The following is a 17,815-nucleotide window of genomic DNA, read 5'->3' on the forward strand; positions in this document are numbered from 1 at the left end:
GCTGATCCTCCGCCCGTAGTTCGAGGAGGAGGAACCGATGGCGAAGCACGACCCGCGACCGGACCGTCCGGCTGCCGACGACACCGAAGAAGGAGGCCTCTCGCGTCGGGGCTTCCTCGGCGCCACCGCCTCCGGCCTCGCCCTCGGCGCGAGCGCCCTCGCCTGCGCGCCCGACGAAACCGACTCGGAACCGGCCTGGGATCGCGAGGTCGACGTCGTGCTCGTCGGGACCGGCACCGGACTCGTCGGCGGTCTGGCCGCGGCCGCCGCGGGCGCGTCGGTCCTCGCCCTCGAGAAGCGGCTGGTCGTGGGCGGCAGTACCGGCCACTCGGGTGGCGTGGCCTGGGTGCCGAACAACCACTGCATGTCGCGCGAAGGCATCGAGGACAGCCGCGAGAACGCGCTGCTCTATTGCAACCGCCTGGCGATGCAGCAGGCCGACGACGAGCTCCTCGAAGCCTTCGTCGACGGTGCGCCGGAGATGCTGCGCTTCGTCGAAGACAATACGCCGCTCACCTTCCGGGTCTCCACGATCATGGGGGACAACGCCGACTACCATCCGGAATGGCCCGGTGCCGTGCAGAAGGGCCGGAGCGTCGAGCCCGTCGTGGAACGCCAGGGACTCCTCGGTCCCGAGCTGATCGAGGGCTTCCGGCAGGGCTTCGAGGCCGCCGGGGGAGAGATCCTGACGGAGACGCCCGTGCGACGACTCGTCGTCGCGCCGGACGCCGACGGACGGTCCCGCGTGGTCGGCGTCGAGGCGGAGCGCGAGGGCAAGCCCTTCCGCGTGCGCGCGCGCCGCGGCGTCCACCTCGCCGCCGGCGGATTCGAATGGGATCCGGAGATGAAGCGGCACTACCTGCGCGGCCCGACGTCGTACACCCTGGGTGCCTCCGGCAACGAGGGCGACGGCATCCGGATGGCGCAAGCGATCGGCGCGGACCTCCGAAACATGAACGAGGTCTGGGGCATCACCGTCTACGTCGGAGAGGCCGAGCCCCTCGCCGAGCATCGCATGGGCGCCAGCCTGAACGCCGAGATCGAGAAGCGCGCGGCGGGCTCGATCGTCGTGAATTCACGCGGCGAGCGCTTCCACAACGAGGCCGCCGACTACGACACGACCTGGCGCAGCTACCACACGTGGGAGAACTGGGGCGAGCTCGGCTACCGGAACCTGCCCGCCTTCCTGCTCTTCGACGGGGCCGCTCGGGAGCGGGGCACGATCGCCGGCCTGCCCGCGGATCAGCCACTCCCGGATTGGGTCGAGAGCGCGCCCTCGCTCGCGGAGCTGGCCGAGAAGCTCGGCATCGACCCGGCGGGTCTCTCGCGCACGGTCGCGCGCTTCAACGCCTTCGCGCGCGACCTGCGCGACCCCGATTTCCATCGCGGCGAGAGCAGCTACGACCGCTACGGCCAGCCGGACAAGGCGATCACCCTGGCGCCCCTCGAGCAGGCCCCCTTCTACGGAGCGCAGGTCGCGGCCGCCGACCTCGGCACCTGTGGCGGCGCGCGTGTCAACGCGAACGCCCAGGTCCTCGATCCCTTCGGTGAGGTGATCCCCGGCCTCTACGCCTCCGGCAACAACGCCGGCGTCGGGAGCCCGGGGACGAGCTACGGCGGCGGCGGCGGGACGATCGGACCTGCGATGACCTTCGCCTTTCTCGCCGGACGTGCGCTCGGCGCCGCGGAGACCTCCGCCTAGCACGCCGTCCCGATTCCGCCTCCCTGGCTCCGGTGCGGCCCCGCTGCGCTCGAAAGGAACCCATGCCCGCTCGATTCCTTCGACTCCTCCTCGCGCTTGCCCTCGTGCTGGCTGCCTCGGGCTGTGCCCATCGACTCTCCGGGCCGATCCACGATGCCGAAGGACCCGCCTGGCTCGCGGACGACGCGCCCGCGGCCGAGGGCGTGCCCGCGCTCGAAGTCGCCCATCGGGTCGTGCTGATCGGCGACGCCGGTTATTTCCTGGAAGACGATCCGACGCTCGCGGCCCTCGACGCCTGGGCGACCGGAGTGGACTCCGCCTCGGTCGTCTTTCTCGGGGACAACATCTACAACGAGGGCCTGACCGACGAGGATCGCGCCCGCGGAGAGAAGATCCTCGGCCAGCAGCTCGCCGCGACCGCAGTCCGCAAGATCGTGATCCCCGGCAATCACGACTGGGGGCTGCTCCCTCGGGACTACAACATGAAGTCGATCGAGAACCAGCAGGGCTTCGTCGACGGCTGGCCGGACGGCAGCGCCGAGTTCATCCCCAGGGACGGCTGTATGGGCCCGACCACGCGGGTCCTGCTCGATGGCACGGACGAGACGCCCGCGGTCGTCTTCATCGCCCTCGATCCGACGCCCTGGATCATGGAGCGCATCCGCGAGTACTGCCCATTGCCGGAGGGAGTGGGAGACGACCCGAAGGCGCTTCATCTGGCGGGACTGGCGGAGATGCTCGAGCGGCACGCCGAGGATCACGTGATCCTGGCTTCCCACTACCCGATGCTGACCGGCGGCCCGCACGGCGGACTCACCTACGGATTCGTGGCCGACATGATCGTGACCCCGCTCGGATGGATGATGGGCGGTCTCCTCAACACCTACGAGACCGACTACGCCGATTGGATCGCGCAGGCACAGGCCGTGATGCGGGCGCACCCGCCGGCGATCTACGCCGCCGGACACGACCACAACCTCCAGCTGCTCGAGAGCGAGGACGTCGCCGGCCTCTACGTGGTGAGCGGCGCCGGCGCACGCGACCGGGTCTCGACGGTCACGAACATCGAGGAGACGATCTTCGCCCACGCCGCCGAGGGCTTCGTCGTCGTCGACTTCGGCCGAACCGAGGCGGGGCAGGACGGAACCGTCGTCCGTATCGTGGAGCCCATGGTCTCGGTCGACACCCCGGTCTACGAGTACGCGCTTCCCTAGGTGGGATCGTCCGCGTGACGCCGGCGGAGCGCGAGGAGCCGCGGCACCGAAGCCGATCGCTCCCCGCGCTCAGGTGCTGGCGAGGACTCAGGTGTCGTCGGGGAGGTACTCCGCGAAGAGATGACCCGAGATCGGATCGTCCGCGCTCGGGACGTCGTACCAGGTCCGGATCTCGCAGCTGCCGTCGTCCCCGAAGCGGTAGTTCTCGATCGACTTCATGACCTGGCTCTTGCCATCCTTCGTGAAGGTGTTGGCCATGACGAAGCTGACCTCGTTGCCGTTGACGAAGAGCGTCTCGGGATCGATGTACATCTGCAGCGACGGCTGAAAGAGGTCGTAGGGCTCGAGGCAGCAGCCTTCGAAGTCGAATTTCGGGGGCGTGCCGACGGGGTCCCACATCTTGAAGTCGCCGTAGCAGAGCTTCCTCCAGTTCGCAGTCCAGGCTTCCTTGTCCCCGGCGTTCCAGAGTTCAGCGTAGTTCTTCGCCCAGGTGGCGAGTTCTTCACGGGTCGGCATGACGATCTTCCTCTCGCGAGCCCGGACGAGGACCGGGCCCGAACGACGAAGGGCCGGCGCCTGCGGATGCAGGGCCGGCCCCTCGAATTCACAGCGCCCCCAGTCTAGAGAGCTTCGACGCGCGCCGCCGTGCTCTTGTGCCAGGGCGTGCCGGCGAGATCGTCGCAGTCCTCGCTCGCGGTCAGCTCGTTCGGCGCGATGCCACCGCGGATGCCGTCCGCTCCCGAGTGGGTCAGGCCGGTTCCGTTCGGGAGCGAGCAGTGCCCTGCCTGCATGCGGTCGGACACCTCGACGGAGACCTCCGCCGAGCCTCGCTTCGTCGACAGTCGCGCTCGTGCTCCGTCGGTCAGACCGAGCCGCTCGGCGTCCGCCTCGCTGATCGTGAGGGCCCCTTCCATGCCCTTCTTCCGCCAGGCCGGGTTGCGCACGATGGTATTCGCCGTGAACGAACGTCGTTCCCCGGCGGACAGGACCATCGGGAAGTCCGGATCGATCGGCATGCGCGTCGCCGTCGCGAGCCCGTCGAGCTCCGCGAAGAGCTCCGGGACCGCGAAGTCGATCTTCCCGCCCTCGCGGCCGATCTTGCTCAGGCTGTCTTCCCACTCGTCGACGGCGAAGACCACGCCGTGCTCCGCTTCGATGATCGCATCGAAGAGCGCGTCCCCGAGATTCGGGCCGTCGATCCCCGCCCGACGGATCGAGTCCGGAATCTTCATCGAGGCGATCTGCGCGATCGCCCAGAGCGCGGCCCCTTCGGCACGGCCCTTCGGCAGCTTGTCGCCGATCGCGCGGTAGAGCGCGGCCGGTGCGCTCCCCATGAAGCCCGGGTCCGAACCGACCAGCTCGAAGAACTTGTTCCGGAAGGCGTCGCGCCCTTCTTCCCACGCCGCGGCCAGCGCGTCGACGTTCTCCTGTTTCAGCGTCCCGAGCGCCTCGGCCAGCCGCGCATGGAGCTCCGGCTCCGAGAAGAGCCCCTCCGGCGGGTCCATCAGGGCCGTGCGCAGGTGGAAGTAGTTCCTCGGGAACTCGAAGTTGAAGAACGTCGCCTCCGCCTTCTCGAACTGGGTCGCGACCGGCAGGACGTAGTCCGCGAGCTGCGCCGTCTCCGACATCGCGACGTCCACCACGACGACGAACTCGAGCGCCTCGAAGGCCTCGCGCATCCGCCGTGAGTCGGCCAGCGAGTGGACCGGGTTCGCCGCTTCGACGAACGCGCCGCGCAGCCGATCCGGATGATCCGTGAGGATCTCGTCCGGAATCCGATTGCAGGCGACGAGCCCGTTAATGATCTTCGTCCCGGTGACCGGCGCGGTCTCTCCCTTGTCCGGTCCCGCCTGCAGGATCTGCTGGAGCGAGCTCACCGGGTACTTCGAGCCCTTGCGGCCGTAGTTCCCGGTTGCGAACGCGATCAGGTAGTGGAGATAGCTGACGAGCGTCGAGTTGCGGTTCATCTGGACGCCCAGGTCCTCGAACATCGCGACGCTGCTGGCGTTCGCGATCACCCGTGCTGCCTCGCGCACCTGCGCCTCGGGGCATCCCGCCTCCTCGCAGTACTGTCCGATCGGAAGCGCCTCGAAGTGCGGGAGCACCTGGTCGAGGTTCTCGCCGTGGGCCGCGATGAAGTCCTTGGCCAGGAGGCCTTCCTGGACGATCACCGCGAAGATCGCGGCGAGCAGCCAGGCGTCTCCGGCCGGCTTCACCTGCAGGTGGATGTCGGCGAGATCCGCCGTCTCCGTCCGCCGCGGATCGATCACGATCATCGTGCGCTTCGGATCCTTCGCGAGCTCGCGCAGGGTCACTCGGGCGCGCGGCAGACTATGCGAGAACCAGGGGTTCTTCCCGATGAAGACGCCGACCTCGCAGTGTTCGAAGTCCGCGCGGGAGAGCGTTCCGAGCATCTTGCCGAGGACGAAGGCCTCGCCGGTCTTCTCCTGAGCCAGCGCGTTCGAGCTGTACTGGATCCCGAGCGCCGCGCGGGTGGATCGCGAGTAGCCCCCCGGCAGGTGGTTGCCCTGCCCGCCGCCGCCGTAGTACAGGATCTTGTCGCCTCCGTGCTCGTCGCGGATCGCCGCGAAGCGTGCGGCGACCTCGCGGATCGCCGTCTCCCAGTCGACCTCTTCGAAGGCGCCGTCCTCGCGACGACGCAGCGGCTTCGTGATCCGGCTCTCGTCGTTCTGGTAGAAGTCGAGGCGCGAGGGCTTCTCGCAGGCGTAGCCTTCGGAGGCGGGGTGCGCCTTGTCGCCGCGGACCTTGACGAGATGGCGGCCGTCCTCACCGCCGAGCTGCACCTCGAGGCCGCAGTTGCACTCGCAGAGGATGCACGCCGTCGGCTTCCACTCCGGTGCGGCGGGTTTCTGGACGTCGGGTGAAGCGGCCATCGGGATCCTCCGGTTCGGTTGCTAATCGACAGGGTGGGAAATCTGGTTCTCTCGAGCAACCATATTCGGAGGGCCCGCGCTAGACTCGGAGTCGTGCCCCGAACCTCCTTCGAAGACGTCAACTGCTCGATCGCGCGCGCCGTCGACCCGCTGGGCGACGGTTGGACGATGCTGATCATTCGCGACGCCTTCTTCGGCGTGCGTCGGTTCGCCGATTTCGAGCGCCATCTCGGAATCTCGAAGAACGTCCTGACTGCCCGGCTCCGGGACCTCGTCGAGCACGGAATCCTCGAGCGCGTCGACGAGGGCGTCCACGGCGAGCGCTTCGAATACGCCCTCACGCCCAAGGGCGAGGCCCTCCTCCCGGTCCTGACGGCCCTTCGCGAATGGGGCGACGCCTGGATCTTCGGCGAAGGGCACGAGCCCTACATCGTTCGCGAACGCGCCACGGGCGTGCGTCCGGAGCCGCTGGCGGTCCGCGGCGTCGACGGTCGCGCGCTCTCGCGGCGAGACCTGCGCGGCGAAGCGGGCCCGGGCGCCGACGAAGCGACGCGGCGCATGTTCCGGCCGCGAAGCCCATCGGGGACCTGAGCGGGCCGCCGATTCCCGAAGACCGAGATACACCCGAAGAGGCCAGGAGCCCCATGAAGTTCTCACAGCTCGCCGTTCGCCTCGCCGTCACCCCCTTCGGTGCCGCCGTCGACCGTTGGGCCGTGCGATTCACGGGCGAGAGTCCGGTCTCCTGGGTCTTCGCCTGGTCCGAGGGCGTGGACTACAACCCGCCGATCCTGCTGACCACACGTGGGCGAAAGACGGGCCGGGACCGGACGGTGGTGCTGCCCCACTTCGATGCCCACGCATTCGCTCCCGGCGCGATCGCCGTCGTCGGCTCGCGCGGGGGGATGCCGACGGATCCTCATTGGGCGCAGAACCTGAAGGCCCATCCCGAGGCACGGATCTGGTACGCGCGCCGCGAGATCCCGGTCGACGTGACCCTGCTCGAGGGCGCCGCGAGAGCGCCGCTCTGGAAGACGATCGCGGAACGCTCCCCGGTCTACCTTGCGTATCAGGAGCGCGCGGCCGAGCACCGGGAGATTCCGGTCTTCGTGCTCGTCGCCAAGGACGGTACCCACCTGGAGGCCCCGGCATGACGACCGGTATTCACTACATGATGCACATCGGGATCTGTGTCGCCGATCTCGAGCGGTCGATCCGCTTCTACCGCGACGGCCTCGGCTTCCGCGAGAGCGGCGACCTCACCGTCGCGGGCGAGCCGACGGCGACGATGCTCGACCTGCCCTCGGACATGCATCTCGACGCGGTCTATCTCGATCGCGAGGGCTTCCGCATCGAGCTGCTCTCCTACCCGCGCCCCGGCACCGTCGGCGAAGCGAAGGCGCGACCGATGAATCAGCTCGGGCTGACCCACTTCGCGTTCCGGGTCGACGATCTCGACGCGGCGATCGCTCGGGTCGAGGCCCACGGCGGCGCCCTGATCGAGGGCTCCCGGATCCAGAACGAGGAGTTCGGATCCGACCTCTGCTACGTGACGGATCCGGACGGCGTCCGACTCGAGCTCGTGCAGGTCGAAAGCGACCCGACGCGCCCCGACTGAGAACGGGCTCACCCCGCGTCGTTGAATTTGATCAGCCCGCCGCCGTCGAGCACCCAGGTCTGGCCGGTGATCCAGCGCCCGGTCTCCGCCGCGAGGAAGAGGCATGCGCCCGCCACGTCCTCGGGCTCGCCGAGGCGATGGAGCGGGTAGTTCTTCGCGACCTTCTCGCCACGCCCCTTCTCCCAGAGGACGCGCGCGAAGTCCGTCTTGACGAGGCCCGGCGCGAGGCAGTTGACGCGCACCTGGGGTGCGAGCTCCGCCGCGAGCTGCTTCGTCATGTGGATCATCGCCGCCTTCGTGATGTCGTAGACACCGAGGATCGGATTCGTCGCGAGGCCGCCCACGCTCGCGATGTTCACGACGGCGCCTCCGTGCTCCTTCATCCAGGCGTTCCAGACCCGCTGGGTCCAGAACATCGGCGCCGTCAGGTTCGTCTCGAAGGTCTTGTCCCACGCGGCGCGCGGCGCGTCGATCGTCGGCCCGGCGTACGGATTCGTGGCCGCGTTGTTCACGAGCACGTCGATTCGCCCGAAGCGGTCGAGGGTCGCCTGGACGACGCGATCCGCGTCCTCGTCGCGACCGATGTGCCCGGCTTCGTAGGCGGCACCCTCGCCGATCGCCTCGGCGGCCTCCTTGCAGCTGTCTGCGGAGCGCGACGTGATCATCACCTGCGCGCCCGAGTCCGCGAAGACCTGGGCGATGCTCCTGCCGATGCCTCGCGAGCCGCCGGTGACGATCGCGACCTTGCCGTCGAGTCGAATGTCCATGGCGCGCACGGTAGCCAGACCGCTCTGCGCGCGCCGCGACGCCGAGTTTCCTGGACGCGCGAGCGGGCTTAGACTCGACCGTCGAGATCCCAAAGGAGACGAACCATGCCCTATCGCGTCGTGCAGTGGACGACCGGGAACGTCGGACGGAGGTCCGTCCGCGCCATCGCGGCCCATCCCGAGCTCGAGCTCGTGGGTTGCTACGCCTGGGGCGAGGACAAGGTCGGTCAGGACGCGGGGACCCTCGCCGGGATCGAGCCCCTCGGCGTTCTCGCGACCAACGACGTCGACGCGCTGCTGACGCTCGCGCCGGACTGCGTGTCCTACAACCCGCTCTGGCCCGACGTCGATCTGATGTGTCGACTCCTCGAGAACGGGATCCACGTCGCGACCACCGCCGCCTTCATCACCGGGCACGGCCTCGGAGAAGGCGCGCGCGAACGCATCGCCCGCGCCTGCGAGAAGGGCCGGTCGGCGATCTTCGGCTCCGGCATGAACCCCGGCTTCGCGAACCTGCTCGGCCTTGTCTCCGCCGGGATCTGCGACCGCGTCGACAAGATCACCGTCACCGAGTCCGTCGACGCCACCGGCTACGCCTCCGCCGAGACCCAGCAGAGCGTCGGCTTCGGCCACCCGATCGACCACCCGGGGTTGCACGACATGGTCGAGAAGGGAACGGCGGTCTTCGGCGACGGCGTCCACATGATGGCCGACGCCCTCGAAGTCGATCTCGACGAGGTGCGCTGCGAATCGGACTTCGCCGTCGCGACGCAGGACCACGATCTCGGCTTCATGCGGATCGACGAGGGCTGCGTCGCCGGCGTGAAGGCGAGCTGGCACGGTCTCGTGGGCGATCGCTCGGTGATCGAGCTGCGCGTGCTCTGGAAGATGGGCCAGCACATGGAGCCGGACTGGCCCCTCGAGCACGGCTACCTGGTCCGTGTGGACGGTCAGCCCGAAGTCCGCACGAAGCTCGAGATCCGGCCGCCCAAGGGCTTCGAAGCGAAGAGCTTCGAGGACTTCATGCAGCTCGGCATGATCGTCACGGCGATGCCGGCGATCAATGCGATCCCGCATCTCTGCAAGGGCGTCACGGCGGGCATCCGCGGCTACGCGGACCTCCCCCTGCTGACCAGCGCGGGGCTCGTCGCGCGCTGAGGCCGGCTCGGAGAGCGAAGGCCCGATCGGCGCTAGGCCGCGTCCTGCGATTCTCCGCGCACCTTCTCGAGGAAGGCTGCCACGGCGAGCACGGCGTGCTCGGTTCGCGGCGAGTGGAAGATCTCGAACGCGTGCTGGGCACCTTCGAGCTCTGCGAAGAGGACCGGTGCGTTGCTCTTCTCGCGCAGGGCGCCCACGAAGGTCACCGCCTCTTCGGCCATGACCAGGCTGTCATGGGAGCCCTGGATCACGAAGAAGGGCGGCGCCTCCGCATGGACGCGGACGACGGGGGAAACCGAGTCCCAGAGCTCGGGGTTCTCCTCGGGCGTGCACTTGAAGACCATCGGCCCGATCGCCTCGGCCATCTTGCCGAGCTTGCGATCGTCGGCGCGGTCGAGGAAATCGAACACGCCGTAGAACGGGACCGCCGCCTCGATCCGCGTGTCGACGCTCTCGAATCCGAGCTGGAAGCGCGGGTCGTTCGCCGTCAGCGCCGCGAGGGAAGAGAGATGGCCCCCGGCGGAGCCGCCCGTGATGCAGACGAAGTCCGGGTCGCCGCCGTAGTCGGCGATGTGCTCGCGGATCCAGGCGATCGCCCGCTTCACGTCGACGATGTGATCCGGCATCGTGGCCTTCGGACTCAGCCGGTAGTTGATCGCGACGCAGACCCAGCCCCGCGACGCCATCTCCCGCATGAGGGGCCGGCCCTGCTCCCGCTTGTCGCCGATGATCCAGGCGCCGCCGTGCACCTGGAGGAGCACCGGACGCCGGTCCCCACGGCTCGCCGCCTTCGGGACGACGAGATCGAGCAGGTTCCTCCCGCCCTTGTCGCCCGGGAGGGATTCGCCGTACTCGACGTCGTAGATGCGCTTCACGTCCGGGTGGCCGAAACGGAAAGGGTTCGGGAATCCGTGGAAGGCCGACACGCCGCGGTCGACGGCGAGGCCTTCGGGGGCGAGCGCGGCCGCGAAGGTCTTGCCCGCCTCGATGCTCCGGCGATGCGCGGCCAGGAGCAGGCCCCAGGACGCGAGGGTGAGGACGAGTCCGACCTGCCCCGTCGGCGCCTCGAGCGCGCCGTAGGAGACGAAGATCGCGGTGACGGCGGCCTCGATTACGAGTGTCCAGAGGGCCAGCTCTCCGCGAAGCCATCCGACGACGAAGGTCGGTACGAGCAGGCCCCCTGCGATCCGCACCCGCGGATACACGGCCAGGCTCAGCACGAGGCCCAGGATCGACAGGACCAGAAAGACGTCGGAAATGGTCATCGAATGCTCCCTGGCGAGGTTCCGGACCGATATCCGCGCTCCGGAGACCGTGAAGAGTCTACTCTCGAATCGGGAGGCAATCCCCCTTCGCGTGAGCGGAATTCGCTCCTCTCGAGATGCTCCAAAGCGGCTCCGGGCAAACTGACGCCGGCCCTGGAGTCCAGATCGTGCCCCGGTTCGTATCCAGCGCATGGGCCCGTCTTTCGCTACGACGTCGGCGGTGAGCCGCCGATATCCCGACGAGTACCGAGACGACGAACGAACCGTGGCGATCGTCCGCAGAGCGAGTCCTCACCCCGTCGCGTATCTGCAGTGTCCGGAAGAGATCCGGGGAGAGCGTTGCACCCACGGTGTCGTCCGATGCTGGTCGTGTGACGCCTGTGGCTGCTGGGGCACGCCAATCCCCGACGCCCCATGTCCGCTCCAGCTCTTCACTCTGGAGAACCGATGCCTCGAGTGCGGTCACCACGCTGTGATGAATCGCGAGCTCAAGCTCTCCGCGATGTGGCTCAAGAACCTGAAGGACGATCTCGAATCCTAGTTTGACGCCAACCGATATCTCGAACACGACGGAGAGCTGCGCGACAGGCGCTGCCCGAGATCACGCACGCTCAGTAGAGTGCGACGCACCGCACCTCGATCGACCACCGCGGCCGGGCGCCAGCCATGGTTTCCGGGTCGAAGTACGCCGTGTGAAAGCTGAAGGTGCTCGGCGCGCCGGGCTCCTCTGCGTCCCCGGTCGCCCCGCCACTGCGCGCGAGCGGTCCCGCCGAGTCCCACTGTTTGATCAGGAGCGCTTCGTCGCGCTCGAGTCCGGGGAACGTGAACCAGGCATGGCGCGGCGCCCACTTCGAGAAGTAGTTCTCGCCGATCCGATCGCTGTAGTGGAGCTCGAACACCGCCAGATCCGGGGGCGTGACCGAGTCCGCCGCGCACAGGACGAGCGGGTCGGACTCGACCGGTGCGTCGTCGATGTTCCGCCAGACGTTGATGAAGGCGTAGCGCCCTTCCGCGATCGCGCGTTCGGCGTCCGCTTCGGGGATCAGCGTCTCGTCCGCGCCGAGGAGCGGTCGGTAGGTGTCGTTCGCGCCGGGGGGCGAAGCGAGCTGGCGCAATCGATCGGGTGCGCTCGTGAGCGTGTAGTCCCCGTGCACGATCCGTGCGGGCCCCTGGACCTCCTGGCCCCCTTCGATCCGGTCCTGGGACGCCTTGCCCGCGGCCGACCGGACGTTGTGGTCGAATGCGAAGGCGCGCCCCGCGCCCGTCGCCTCGCGAACGAGCGCCGTGCAATCCTCGTAGTAGGCGTGGATCACGGGCGCGGTGGAGAGGAAGTCGAAGTCGGGATCGGCGAGCGGGCGGTCACGGAGCTCGAAACCGTGCCGTGCGAGCGTGCAGCCCGCCTCGCGGCCGTCGATCAGCTCGACCCGCCGCTTGTCGAGGACGACGCCTTCGAAGCCCGAATCGCTCCCGTCGAGATTGCGGCGCAGGCGGAGCTTTCCGTTCCGTCGAAGCGAGCTCGGAATCGAGCCATCCAGGTAGTTGAGCGTCGCGGCCGCCATCCGGCCCTCCTCGTCGATCCGGGCCGAGCGAGGGTAGGACAGGCCCTGCACGCCGTCTCGAATCGTCTCCCGGAAGCGTCTCGCCTATGTCAGAATTCGCCTCCACCGGGCCCCTCCGCCCGCCGACACACGCGGAGACATCAGGAATGAGCGACGACATCGCGAACGCGAACCCCCTCGGCCACACGAGCGACGACGAGGTGCTGCGCGCGCCCTTCCGCGACTGGCTGGCGTCGCGCTGGAGCGACGTGACCGATCTCGAGGTCGGCACGTTCGAGGTGCCGAAGTCCGGCTACTCCGCGAAGACGGTCTTCGTGCCCCTCTCCTACACGCGAGCGGGGCAGCGGGTCGACGACAAGGTCTGCCTGCGGATCGAGAATCCCGAGCCCGCGATCTACCCCCAGCAGGCGCCCGGTCTCGATGTCGAGATCGAGATCCAGTACCGCTCGATGGAGCTCCTCGAGAAGACCGGAAAGGTGCCCCTCGCGAAGCCGATCGGCTACGAGCCCGATCCGGCCGTCCTCGGTCAGCCCTTCTTCGTGATGGAGTTCACGGGCGGCGACGTCATGACCGAGGATCCGGCCTACACGCAGGCGGGCTTCTTCTTCGAGGCGACGCCCGAAGAGCGGCGAAGGATCTATCGCCGGGCCATGCGACAGATGGTCGACTTCCACACGATCGACTGGAAGGCGGCGGGCTTCGACTGGCTGGTCGCGCCCGGCCATGAGCCGACCGTCGAGCGCCAGCTCGACATCTGGGAGGAGTACGGCCGGCGGGAGCTGGGAGATCGCGTCCACGAGGACTTCGAGATCGGAGTCGAGTGGCTCCGCAAGAACCTGCCCACGGAGCTCCCGTCGGCGCTCTCCTGGGGCGACTCCCGCCCGGGCAACATCATCTTCCGGGACAACGAGGTCCTGGCGATCACCGACTTCGAGAACATCGCCGTCGCCCCCAAGGAGATCGACGTGGGCTGGTGGATGCTCTTCGATCGGACGATGCACGAAGCGATCGGCAACGAGCGGCCGGAGGGGGAGCCGACGCGGCAGGAAGCGCGAGCGCTCTACGCCGAGCTGGCCGGGGGGCCGGTGCCGGATACGTTCTACTACGAGGTCTTCGGCGGCGTTCGATACGCCGCGATCGTGGTTCGCGTGATGAACCGGATGGTCGACCGTGGACAGATCCCGGCGGACCACACGATCTGGCTGAACAATCCGGCGGCGACGGCCCTGGCGCAGCTGCTCGACGAGGGGGGGCTACGCTAGGCGTGCCCTCTCGACACGGAGCTTCGCCGACGATGCCCATCCCGATCCGGTCGACGGACTCCTTCGTTGCGACGGCCCTCTTCGTCGCGGCGCTGGCGCTCGCCTGCGAATCGCCGTTCGCCCGGCAGGTCGACCTGCGACCCGCGGACGGCTCCGTTCGGAGCGGTCACGAGGTCGAGGTCGTCGCCGGCAACGCGATCGAGTTCCTCGAGGTGGACGGGACGGAGATGGAGGCGACCCAGCTCGTCCTCGCGCCGGGTCGCTACGAGATCCGCTATCGCGTGCGTCGGAATCTACGGACCGTGAACGAGATGCTCCAGAACGTCTACCACTTCGGGGAGTGCACGCTCGAGCTCGAGGCGCTCCGGGGGTTCGACTACCGAGTCCGATACGCGGCGCAGCGGGAAACGGGCCAGATGCAGGGGCCGCGTGGCGGCATCGGAACGCTCGCCCAGAACTTCGGGACGCAGATGCTCCTCGAGAACACCGTCACCGGCGATGTCACGCCCCTGGTCTGCGAGCTCGCCTTCGACTGTCGCCGACTCAAGGACGGCATCCGCCGCTCGCGCTACTGCGTCCTGTGAGCGGCCGTCAGTCCGGCAGGGCACTGCGTCCTGTGAGCGGCCCTCAGTCCGGCAGGGCGTAGGCCACGAGGGCATCACCCGCCTTGGTGCCCAGGAGCATGTGTCCACCGGCGGCGATCACGACGAACTGTTTGTCGTCCGGTCCCAGTCGGTAGGTCATCGGCGTGGCCTGCGCGCTCGCGGGCAGCCTCGCCCGCCAGAGTTCGTCTCCGGTCTCCGTCGCGAAGGCACGCACGTACGCGTCGGTCGTCGCGCCGATGAACGTGAGGCCGCTCGCCGTCGTGATCGGGCCGCCCAGGTTCGGAACGCCGATGTCGCCGAGGAACCACCAGACGGGCCACGGTGCGAGGTCGCGGGCGTTGCCGAGCGGCACCTCCCAGCGGATGTCGCCGGTCGCGAGGTCCACGCCGACGAGCGTGCCCCACGGCGGCGGGTTGCAGGGCGCGCCGAGCATGGGCGACAGCAGCGGGTAGCGCTCCAGCGCGTAGGGCGTTCCGCTCTGCGGCTCGAAGCCGAAGGCCGGCTCCTCGCCGTCGTTCGCCTCGACCATCGCGTCGTACTCGGCCCGCGGCACCATCCGGATGTAGGTGGCGATCCGCTGGGTGTTCACGACCAGCAGGCCGCGTCCCTGGTCGACGGAGAGCGCGCCCCAGTTGAGGCCCCCGACCATCCCGGGATATTGGATCGTGCCCTGGGTGCTCGGCGGCGTGAAGATGCCCTCGGACCGGGCGGACTCGATGATCTCGCGGCAGGCCGATTTCTCCCAGGGCGTGAAGCCGAAAGCGTCCTCGGGACGAAGCTCCGCCGGATGCAGCGGCGGGGGCTTGACGGGAAAGGGCTGGGTCAGCGAGAGGTCCGTCTCCTCCGGGACGCCCCGACGCGGTACGCGGCGCTCCTCGACCGGCAGGAGCGGCTCGCCGGTCGCGCGATCGAGGAAGAAGAGATGACCCATCTTCGTCGCCGCGATCACGCCGGGTCGCGTTCCGGCCTCGCTCGGAAAGTCGAAGAGGACGGGCTGGGCGCCGATGTCGTAGTCCCAGACGTCGTGGTGAACCGTCTGGAAGTTCCAGACGACCTCGCCGGAGTCGCCGTCGAGGGCGATGATCGAGCTCGAGTAGTAGTCGAGCCCGTCGCGATGGCCGCCATAGTAGTCGGGGCTCGTGTTCCCGGTCGGCACGTAGACGAGGTTGCGGACGGGATCCGCCGACAGCGCGGACCACGCGTTCGACGTGCCTCGGCGATACTCACCGTCCTGGGTCGTGACTTCACCCGGCACGAGTGCGTTCCAGGCCCAGAGACGCTTGCCCGTCCGCGCCGAATAGGCCCGCACGACGCCGCTCGGCGCGTCGACGCGCCGGTTGTCGAGCACCATCGATCCCGTCACGATCCGATCCCCGAGCACGACCGGGGGCGACGTCACGCCATACTCGCCGGGGCCGACTTCGCCGAGGCCCTCGGTGAGGTCGACCGTTCCCCCCTCCCCGAAGTCGGGACAGGGCTCGCCGGTCTCGGCGTCGAGCGCGATCAGCCGCGCATCGATCGTTCCGGTGAAGATTCGCGTCGAGCAGAGCGAGCCCGCCGCCGCGCGGGCATCGGTCCACGCGCTCACCCCGCGACAGTTCAGCAGGTACTGCCCCTCGAGGCTGACCTCGGGATCGTATTTCCATCGCTCCGTTCCGGTCTCGGCGTCGAGGGCGATCACCTTGTTGAAGGGCGAGCAGATGTAGAGCGTGTCGTCGACGAGGATCGGTGTGTTCTGGAACGTCGTCGAGGCGGGCGTGCCGTGGGCGCCGACTTCGCCGAGCGCGCCCGAGAGCACGTCGCCGTGGTTGTACGTCCACGCGACCTCGAGCTCCGAGACGTTGTCCGGCGTGATCTGGTCGAGGGGCGAATGACGCCGCCCGCCGGGATCCCCGCCGTAGCTTCCCCAGCCGGCGACGACGTCGCTCTCGTTTCGGACGTTCGATCCGGAGTCGCTGCACCCGACGATCGCGAGGATCAGGCACGGGACGAGGAGCGGGACGAAGCGGAGTCGCAGCATGGAACCTTCCTGTGGTCGCCCTGGTCAGGCGGGCGGGACGGCAGTCTAGACCGGTCGACTCCCTGCGCTACTCGCACCGCGTCGGGGACGGGGATGGGGACGCCGCCGCGCTATCCGTCGAGGGGAGACGGCTGTCCGACCGGATCGAAGAGCCGGCGCTGGGCGTAGTGCGTGTCGAGGTGCTCGTGCACCTCCGCGATCAGGCCGTCCCGGATGGAGAACACGAAGACGTAGTGATTCTCGTAGGGTGCGCCCTTCGCCGTCGTCGCGGTCATCGTCAATTCCACGAAGACGTGGTCGTCGGATGCGGCTCGCGCGGTCGGCTGGATGTCGAGGGAGCCCGCCTCGTACAGGTCCACACCGCCGCCCATCCCCTCGAGCACGGCGGCCTTTCCCACCCAGGGGCCGGGCATCGGCGAGCTCGGCGGCGTGCGCCACACCACGTCCTCGGTGAAGAGCGCCCCGATCTCCGGATCCCCGCTCGCGACGGCTTCGAAATAGCGGTCGATGAGCGCGAGATTCGGATGGGGCGCGGCGATTCCGGATGAGCTTTCGGGCATGGGAGTACGATAGCCTCCCCCCCTCCGCGGAAAGAGGACCGCGGACGACTTCGACGAGAGGACTGCCTTGCTTCGCGCGCCCCTGCTCCATTTCCTGCTGCTCGGCGGGCTCTTCTATGCGTTCCAGTCGATCGGCTCGGACGTTCCGGAGATCCCGATCGTCGAGGTCCAGCGGAGCGCGATCGAGGAACGGATCGACGTCTACCGCCAGCAGATGGGACGCGCGCCCAGCGCCGAAGAAGCGCGGTCGATCGAGCGGCAGGTCGTCGACGAGGCCCTCTGGCTCCAGCAGGCCTTCTCGATCGGGCTCCACGAGGTGGACTCGGTCGTTCGCCAACGCCTGCTCCTCAACATGCGCTTCCTCGAGGGCGAGAGCGGCGAGAGCGAGGCGAGCGAAGCCGACCTCCTCGCCCGAGCCATCGAACTCGGCATGGACCGCAGCGACACCGTCGTCCAACGCCGCCTCATCGATCGCGTCCAGGCCATTCTGCGCGCCGGCGTTCGCGCCCAGCCGCCGGACGAGGCGACGCTCCTCGCCCACTACGAGCAGACCGCGGAACGCTGGCGCGAGCCTCCGTTGGTTGAGCTCTCTCACGTCTACCTGTCGCGCGACCGGCGCGGCGACGCGACCCGCGCCGATGCGACGGTCCTCCTCGAGCGGGTGCGCGCCCAGGCGCTCGATGCGGAAGCGGCCATTGCCCTGGGCGACCCCTTCCTTGCGGGCCACCGTCTGCGCGGCGCCAGCCCGAATCGGATCGTCGCCCGGCTGGGCCCGGACTTCGCCGCCGGGGTCGCGGGCGCCGACCTGCGAACCTGGCTCGGTCCGATCGAGAGCGCCTTCGGTCAGCACCTCGTCTGGATCCACGACCGGGTCGAGACCCGGATCCCCGCCCTCGACGAGATCCGCACCCGCGTCCTCGAGGACTGGATCGAGCAGGAATCCCGCCGCGTGCTGCGGGAGCACATCGACGCACGGCGCCTCCAGGTCGAGGTCCGGATCCTCGAGGACGATCCCGCGAGCGAGGGGCCGATGAGCCGCGAGCCCGCCGCCGGCTAGTTCTGGGGCCCAAAGGGCTTGTTGACACCTGAGATTCCTTCGGAGGAAATGGGGTTGCAGACCAACCACCTCCACCGAAGGGAGATCTCAGGTGCAACTCCATCCTAACGCGAAGCTGACGCCGAAGACGCGGCTTC

The 17,815-nt window shown here is 68.7% G+C and carries 17 protein-coding genes; 10 read left to right on the forward strand and 7 right to left on the reverse strand.

Annotated features, from left to right (window positions below; all coding sequences use genetic code 11):
• Positions 1-37: 37 nt before the first annotated feature.
• Positions 38-1,702, forward strand: coding sequence for an FAD-binding protein (locus tag NXI30_06430; protein MCR9093831.1), 1,665 nt, complete (start codon positions 38-40; stop codon positions 1,700-1,702).
• Between the two features lie 62 nt (positions 1,703-1,764).
• Positions 1,765-2,916 carry a metallophosphoesterase gene (locus NXI30_06435; protein ID MCR9093832.1) on the forward strand — a complete coding sequence of 384 codons (1,152 nt, stop codon included), beginning with the start codon at positions 1,765-1,767 and terminating at the stop codon, positions 2,914-2,916.
• Positions 2,917-3,003: 87 nt separating this feature from the next.
• Here the strand turns inward: NXI30_06435 and NXI30_06440 are convergent, their stop codons facing one another.
• Both NXI30_06440 and NXI30_06445 read right to left on the reverse strand, forming a co-directional pair.
• The gene (locus NXI30_06440) at positions 3,004-3,432 is read right to left on the reverse strand and encodes a hypothetical protein (protein ID MCR9093833.1); all 429 of its coding nucleotides are present in this window, start codon (positions 3,430-3,432) and stop codon (positions 3,004-3,006) included.
• A 104-nt stretch (positions 3,433-3,536) separates the two neighbouring features.
• Positions 3,537-5,810: a molybdopterin-dependent oxidoreductase gene (locus NXI30_06445; protein ID MCR9093834.1), complete on the reverse strand. Its 2,274-nt coding sequence runs from the start codon at positions 5,808-5,810 to the stop codon at positions 3,537-3,539.
• A 93-nt stretch (positions 5,811-5,903) separates the two neighbouring features.
• Here NXI30_06445 and NXI30_06450 point away from each other — a divergent pair, with 93 nt between their 5' ends.
• The 3 genes from NXI30_06450 to NXI30_06460 are packed head-to-tail and all read left to right on the forward strand — an operon-like array spanning position 5,904 to position 7,425.
• On the forward strand, positions 5,904-6,401 hold the full coding sequence (locus tag NXI30_06450; protein ID MCR9093835.1) for a helix-turn-helix transcriptional regulator: 498 nt from the start codon (positions 5,904-5,906) through the stop codon (positions 6,399-6,401).
• Positions 6,402-6,454: 53 nt separating this feature from the next.
• The gene (locus NXI30_06455) at positions 6,455-6,961 is read left to right on the forward strand and encodes a nitroreductase family deazaflavin-dependent oxidoreductase (protein ID MCR9093836.1); all 507 of its coding nucleotides are present in this window, start codon (positions 6,455-6,457) and stop codon (positions 6,959-6,961) included.
• Positions 6,958-7,425 (forward strand): VOC family protein, encoded by a 468-nt coding sequence (locus NXI30_06460; GenBank protein ID MCR9093837.1) that lies wholly within the window; start codon positions 6,958-6,960, stop codon positions 7,423-7,425. Before NXI30_06455 ends, NXI30_06460 begins: the two co-directional genes overlap by 4 nt.
• Before the next feature lie 8 nt (positions 7,426-7,433).
• Here the strand turns inward: NXI30_06460 and NXI30_06465 are convergent, their stop codons facing one another.
• Complete coding sequence (locus NXI30_06465; protein ID MCR9093838.1) at positions 7,434-8,192, reverse strand: SDR family oxidoreductase; 759 nt, start codon at positions 8,190-8,192, stop codon at positions 7,434-7,436.
• 105 nt (positions 8,193-8,297) lie between these two features.
• Here NXI30_06465 and NXI30_06470 point away from each other — a divergent pair, with 105 nt between their 5' ends.
• On the forward strand, positions 8,298-9,350 hold the full coding sequence (locus tag NXI30_06470) for a dihydrodipicolinate reductase (protein MCR9093839.1): 1,053 nt from the start codon (positions 8,298-8,300) through the stop codon (positions 9,348-9,350).
• A 32-nt stretch (positions 9,351-9,382) separates the two neighbouring features.
• Here the strand turns inward: NXI30_06470 and NXI30_06475 are convergent, their stop codons facing one another.
• The gene (locus tag NXI30_06475) at positions 9,383-10,615 is read right to left on the reverse strand and encodes an alpha/beta hydrolase (GenBank protein MCR9093840.1); all 1,233 of its coding nucleotides are present in this window, start codon (positions 10,613-10,615) and stop codon (positions 9,383-9,385) included.
• 220 nt (positions 10,616-10,835) lie between these two features.
• Between NXI30_06475 and NXI30_06480 the strand changes: the two genes are divergently transcribed.
• Positions 10,836-11,156, forward strand: a complete 321-nt coding sequence (locus NXI30_06480; protein MCR9093841.1) for a hypothetical protein — start codon at positions 10,836-10,838, stop codon at positions 11,154-11,156.
• Positions 11,157-11,226: 70 nt separating this feature from the next.
• On the opposite strand, the gene NXI30_06485 is transcribed toward NXI30_06480, so the two are convergent.
• Complete coding sequence (locus NXI30_06485; protein ID MCR9093842.1) at positions 11,227-12,174, reverse strand: hypothetical protein; 948 nt, start codon at positions 12,172-12,174, stop codon at positions 11,227-11,229.
• A 146-nt stretch (positions 12,175-12,320) separates the two neighbouring features.
• Between NXI30_06485 and NXI30_06490 the strand changes: the two genes are divergently transcribed.
• Together NXI30_06490 and NXI30_06495 are read left to right on the forward strand one after the other, a co-directional pair.
• Entirely contained in the window at positions 12,321-13,436 is a 1,116-nt protein-coding gene (locus NXI30_06490; GenBank protein MCR9093843.1) for a phosphotransferase family protein, read from the forward strand.
• A gap of 32 nt (positions 13,437-13,468) precedes the next feature.
• The gene (locus NXI30_06495; GenBank protein ID MCR9093844.1) at positions 13,469-14,020 is read left to right on the forward strand and encodes a hypothetical protein; all 552 of its coding nucleotides are present in this window, start codon (positions 13,469-13,471) and stop codon (positions 14,018-14,020) included.
• A 43-nt stretch (positions 14,021-14,063) separates the two neighbouring features.
• Here NXI30_06495 and NXI30_06500 read toward each other — a convergent pair whose 3' ends face one another.
• Entirely contained in the window at positions 14,064-16,061 is a 1,998-nt protein-coding gene (locus NXI30_06500) for a pyrroloquinoline quinone-dependent dehydrogenase (protein ID MCR9093845.1), read from the reverse strand.
• 110 nt (positions 16,062-16,171) lie between these two features.
• The gene (locus NXI30_06505) at positions 16,172-16,621 is read right to left on the reverse strand and encodes a nuclear transport factor 2 family protein (protein MCR9093846.1); all 450 of its coding nucleotides are present in this window, start codon (positions 16,619-16,621) and stop codon (positions 16,172-16,174) included.
• A gap of 67 nt (positions 16,622-16,688) precedes the next feature.
• Here NXI30_06505 and NXI30_06510 point away from each other — a divergent pair, with 67 nt between their 5' ends.
• Complete coding sequence (locus NXI30_06510; protein MCR9093847.1) at positions 16,689-17,678, forward strand: peptidylprolyl isomerase; 990 nt, start codon at positions 16,689-16,691, stop codon at positions 17,676-17,678.
• Positions 17,679-17,815 lie beyond the last annotated feature (137 nt).

It is taken from the genome of bacterium (assembly GCA_024742285.1).
Classification (GTDB): Bacteria; Myxococcota_A; UBA9160; order UBA9160; family UBA4427; genus UBA4427.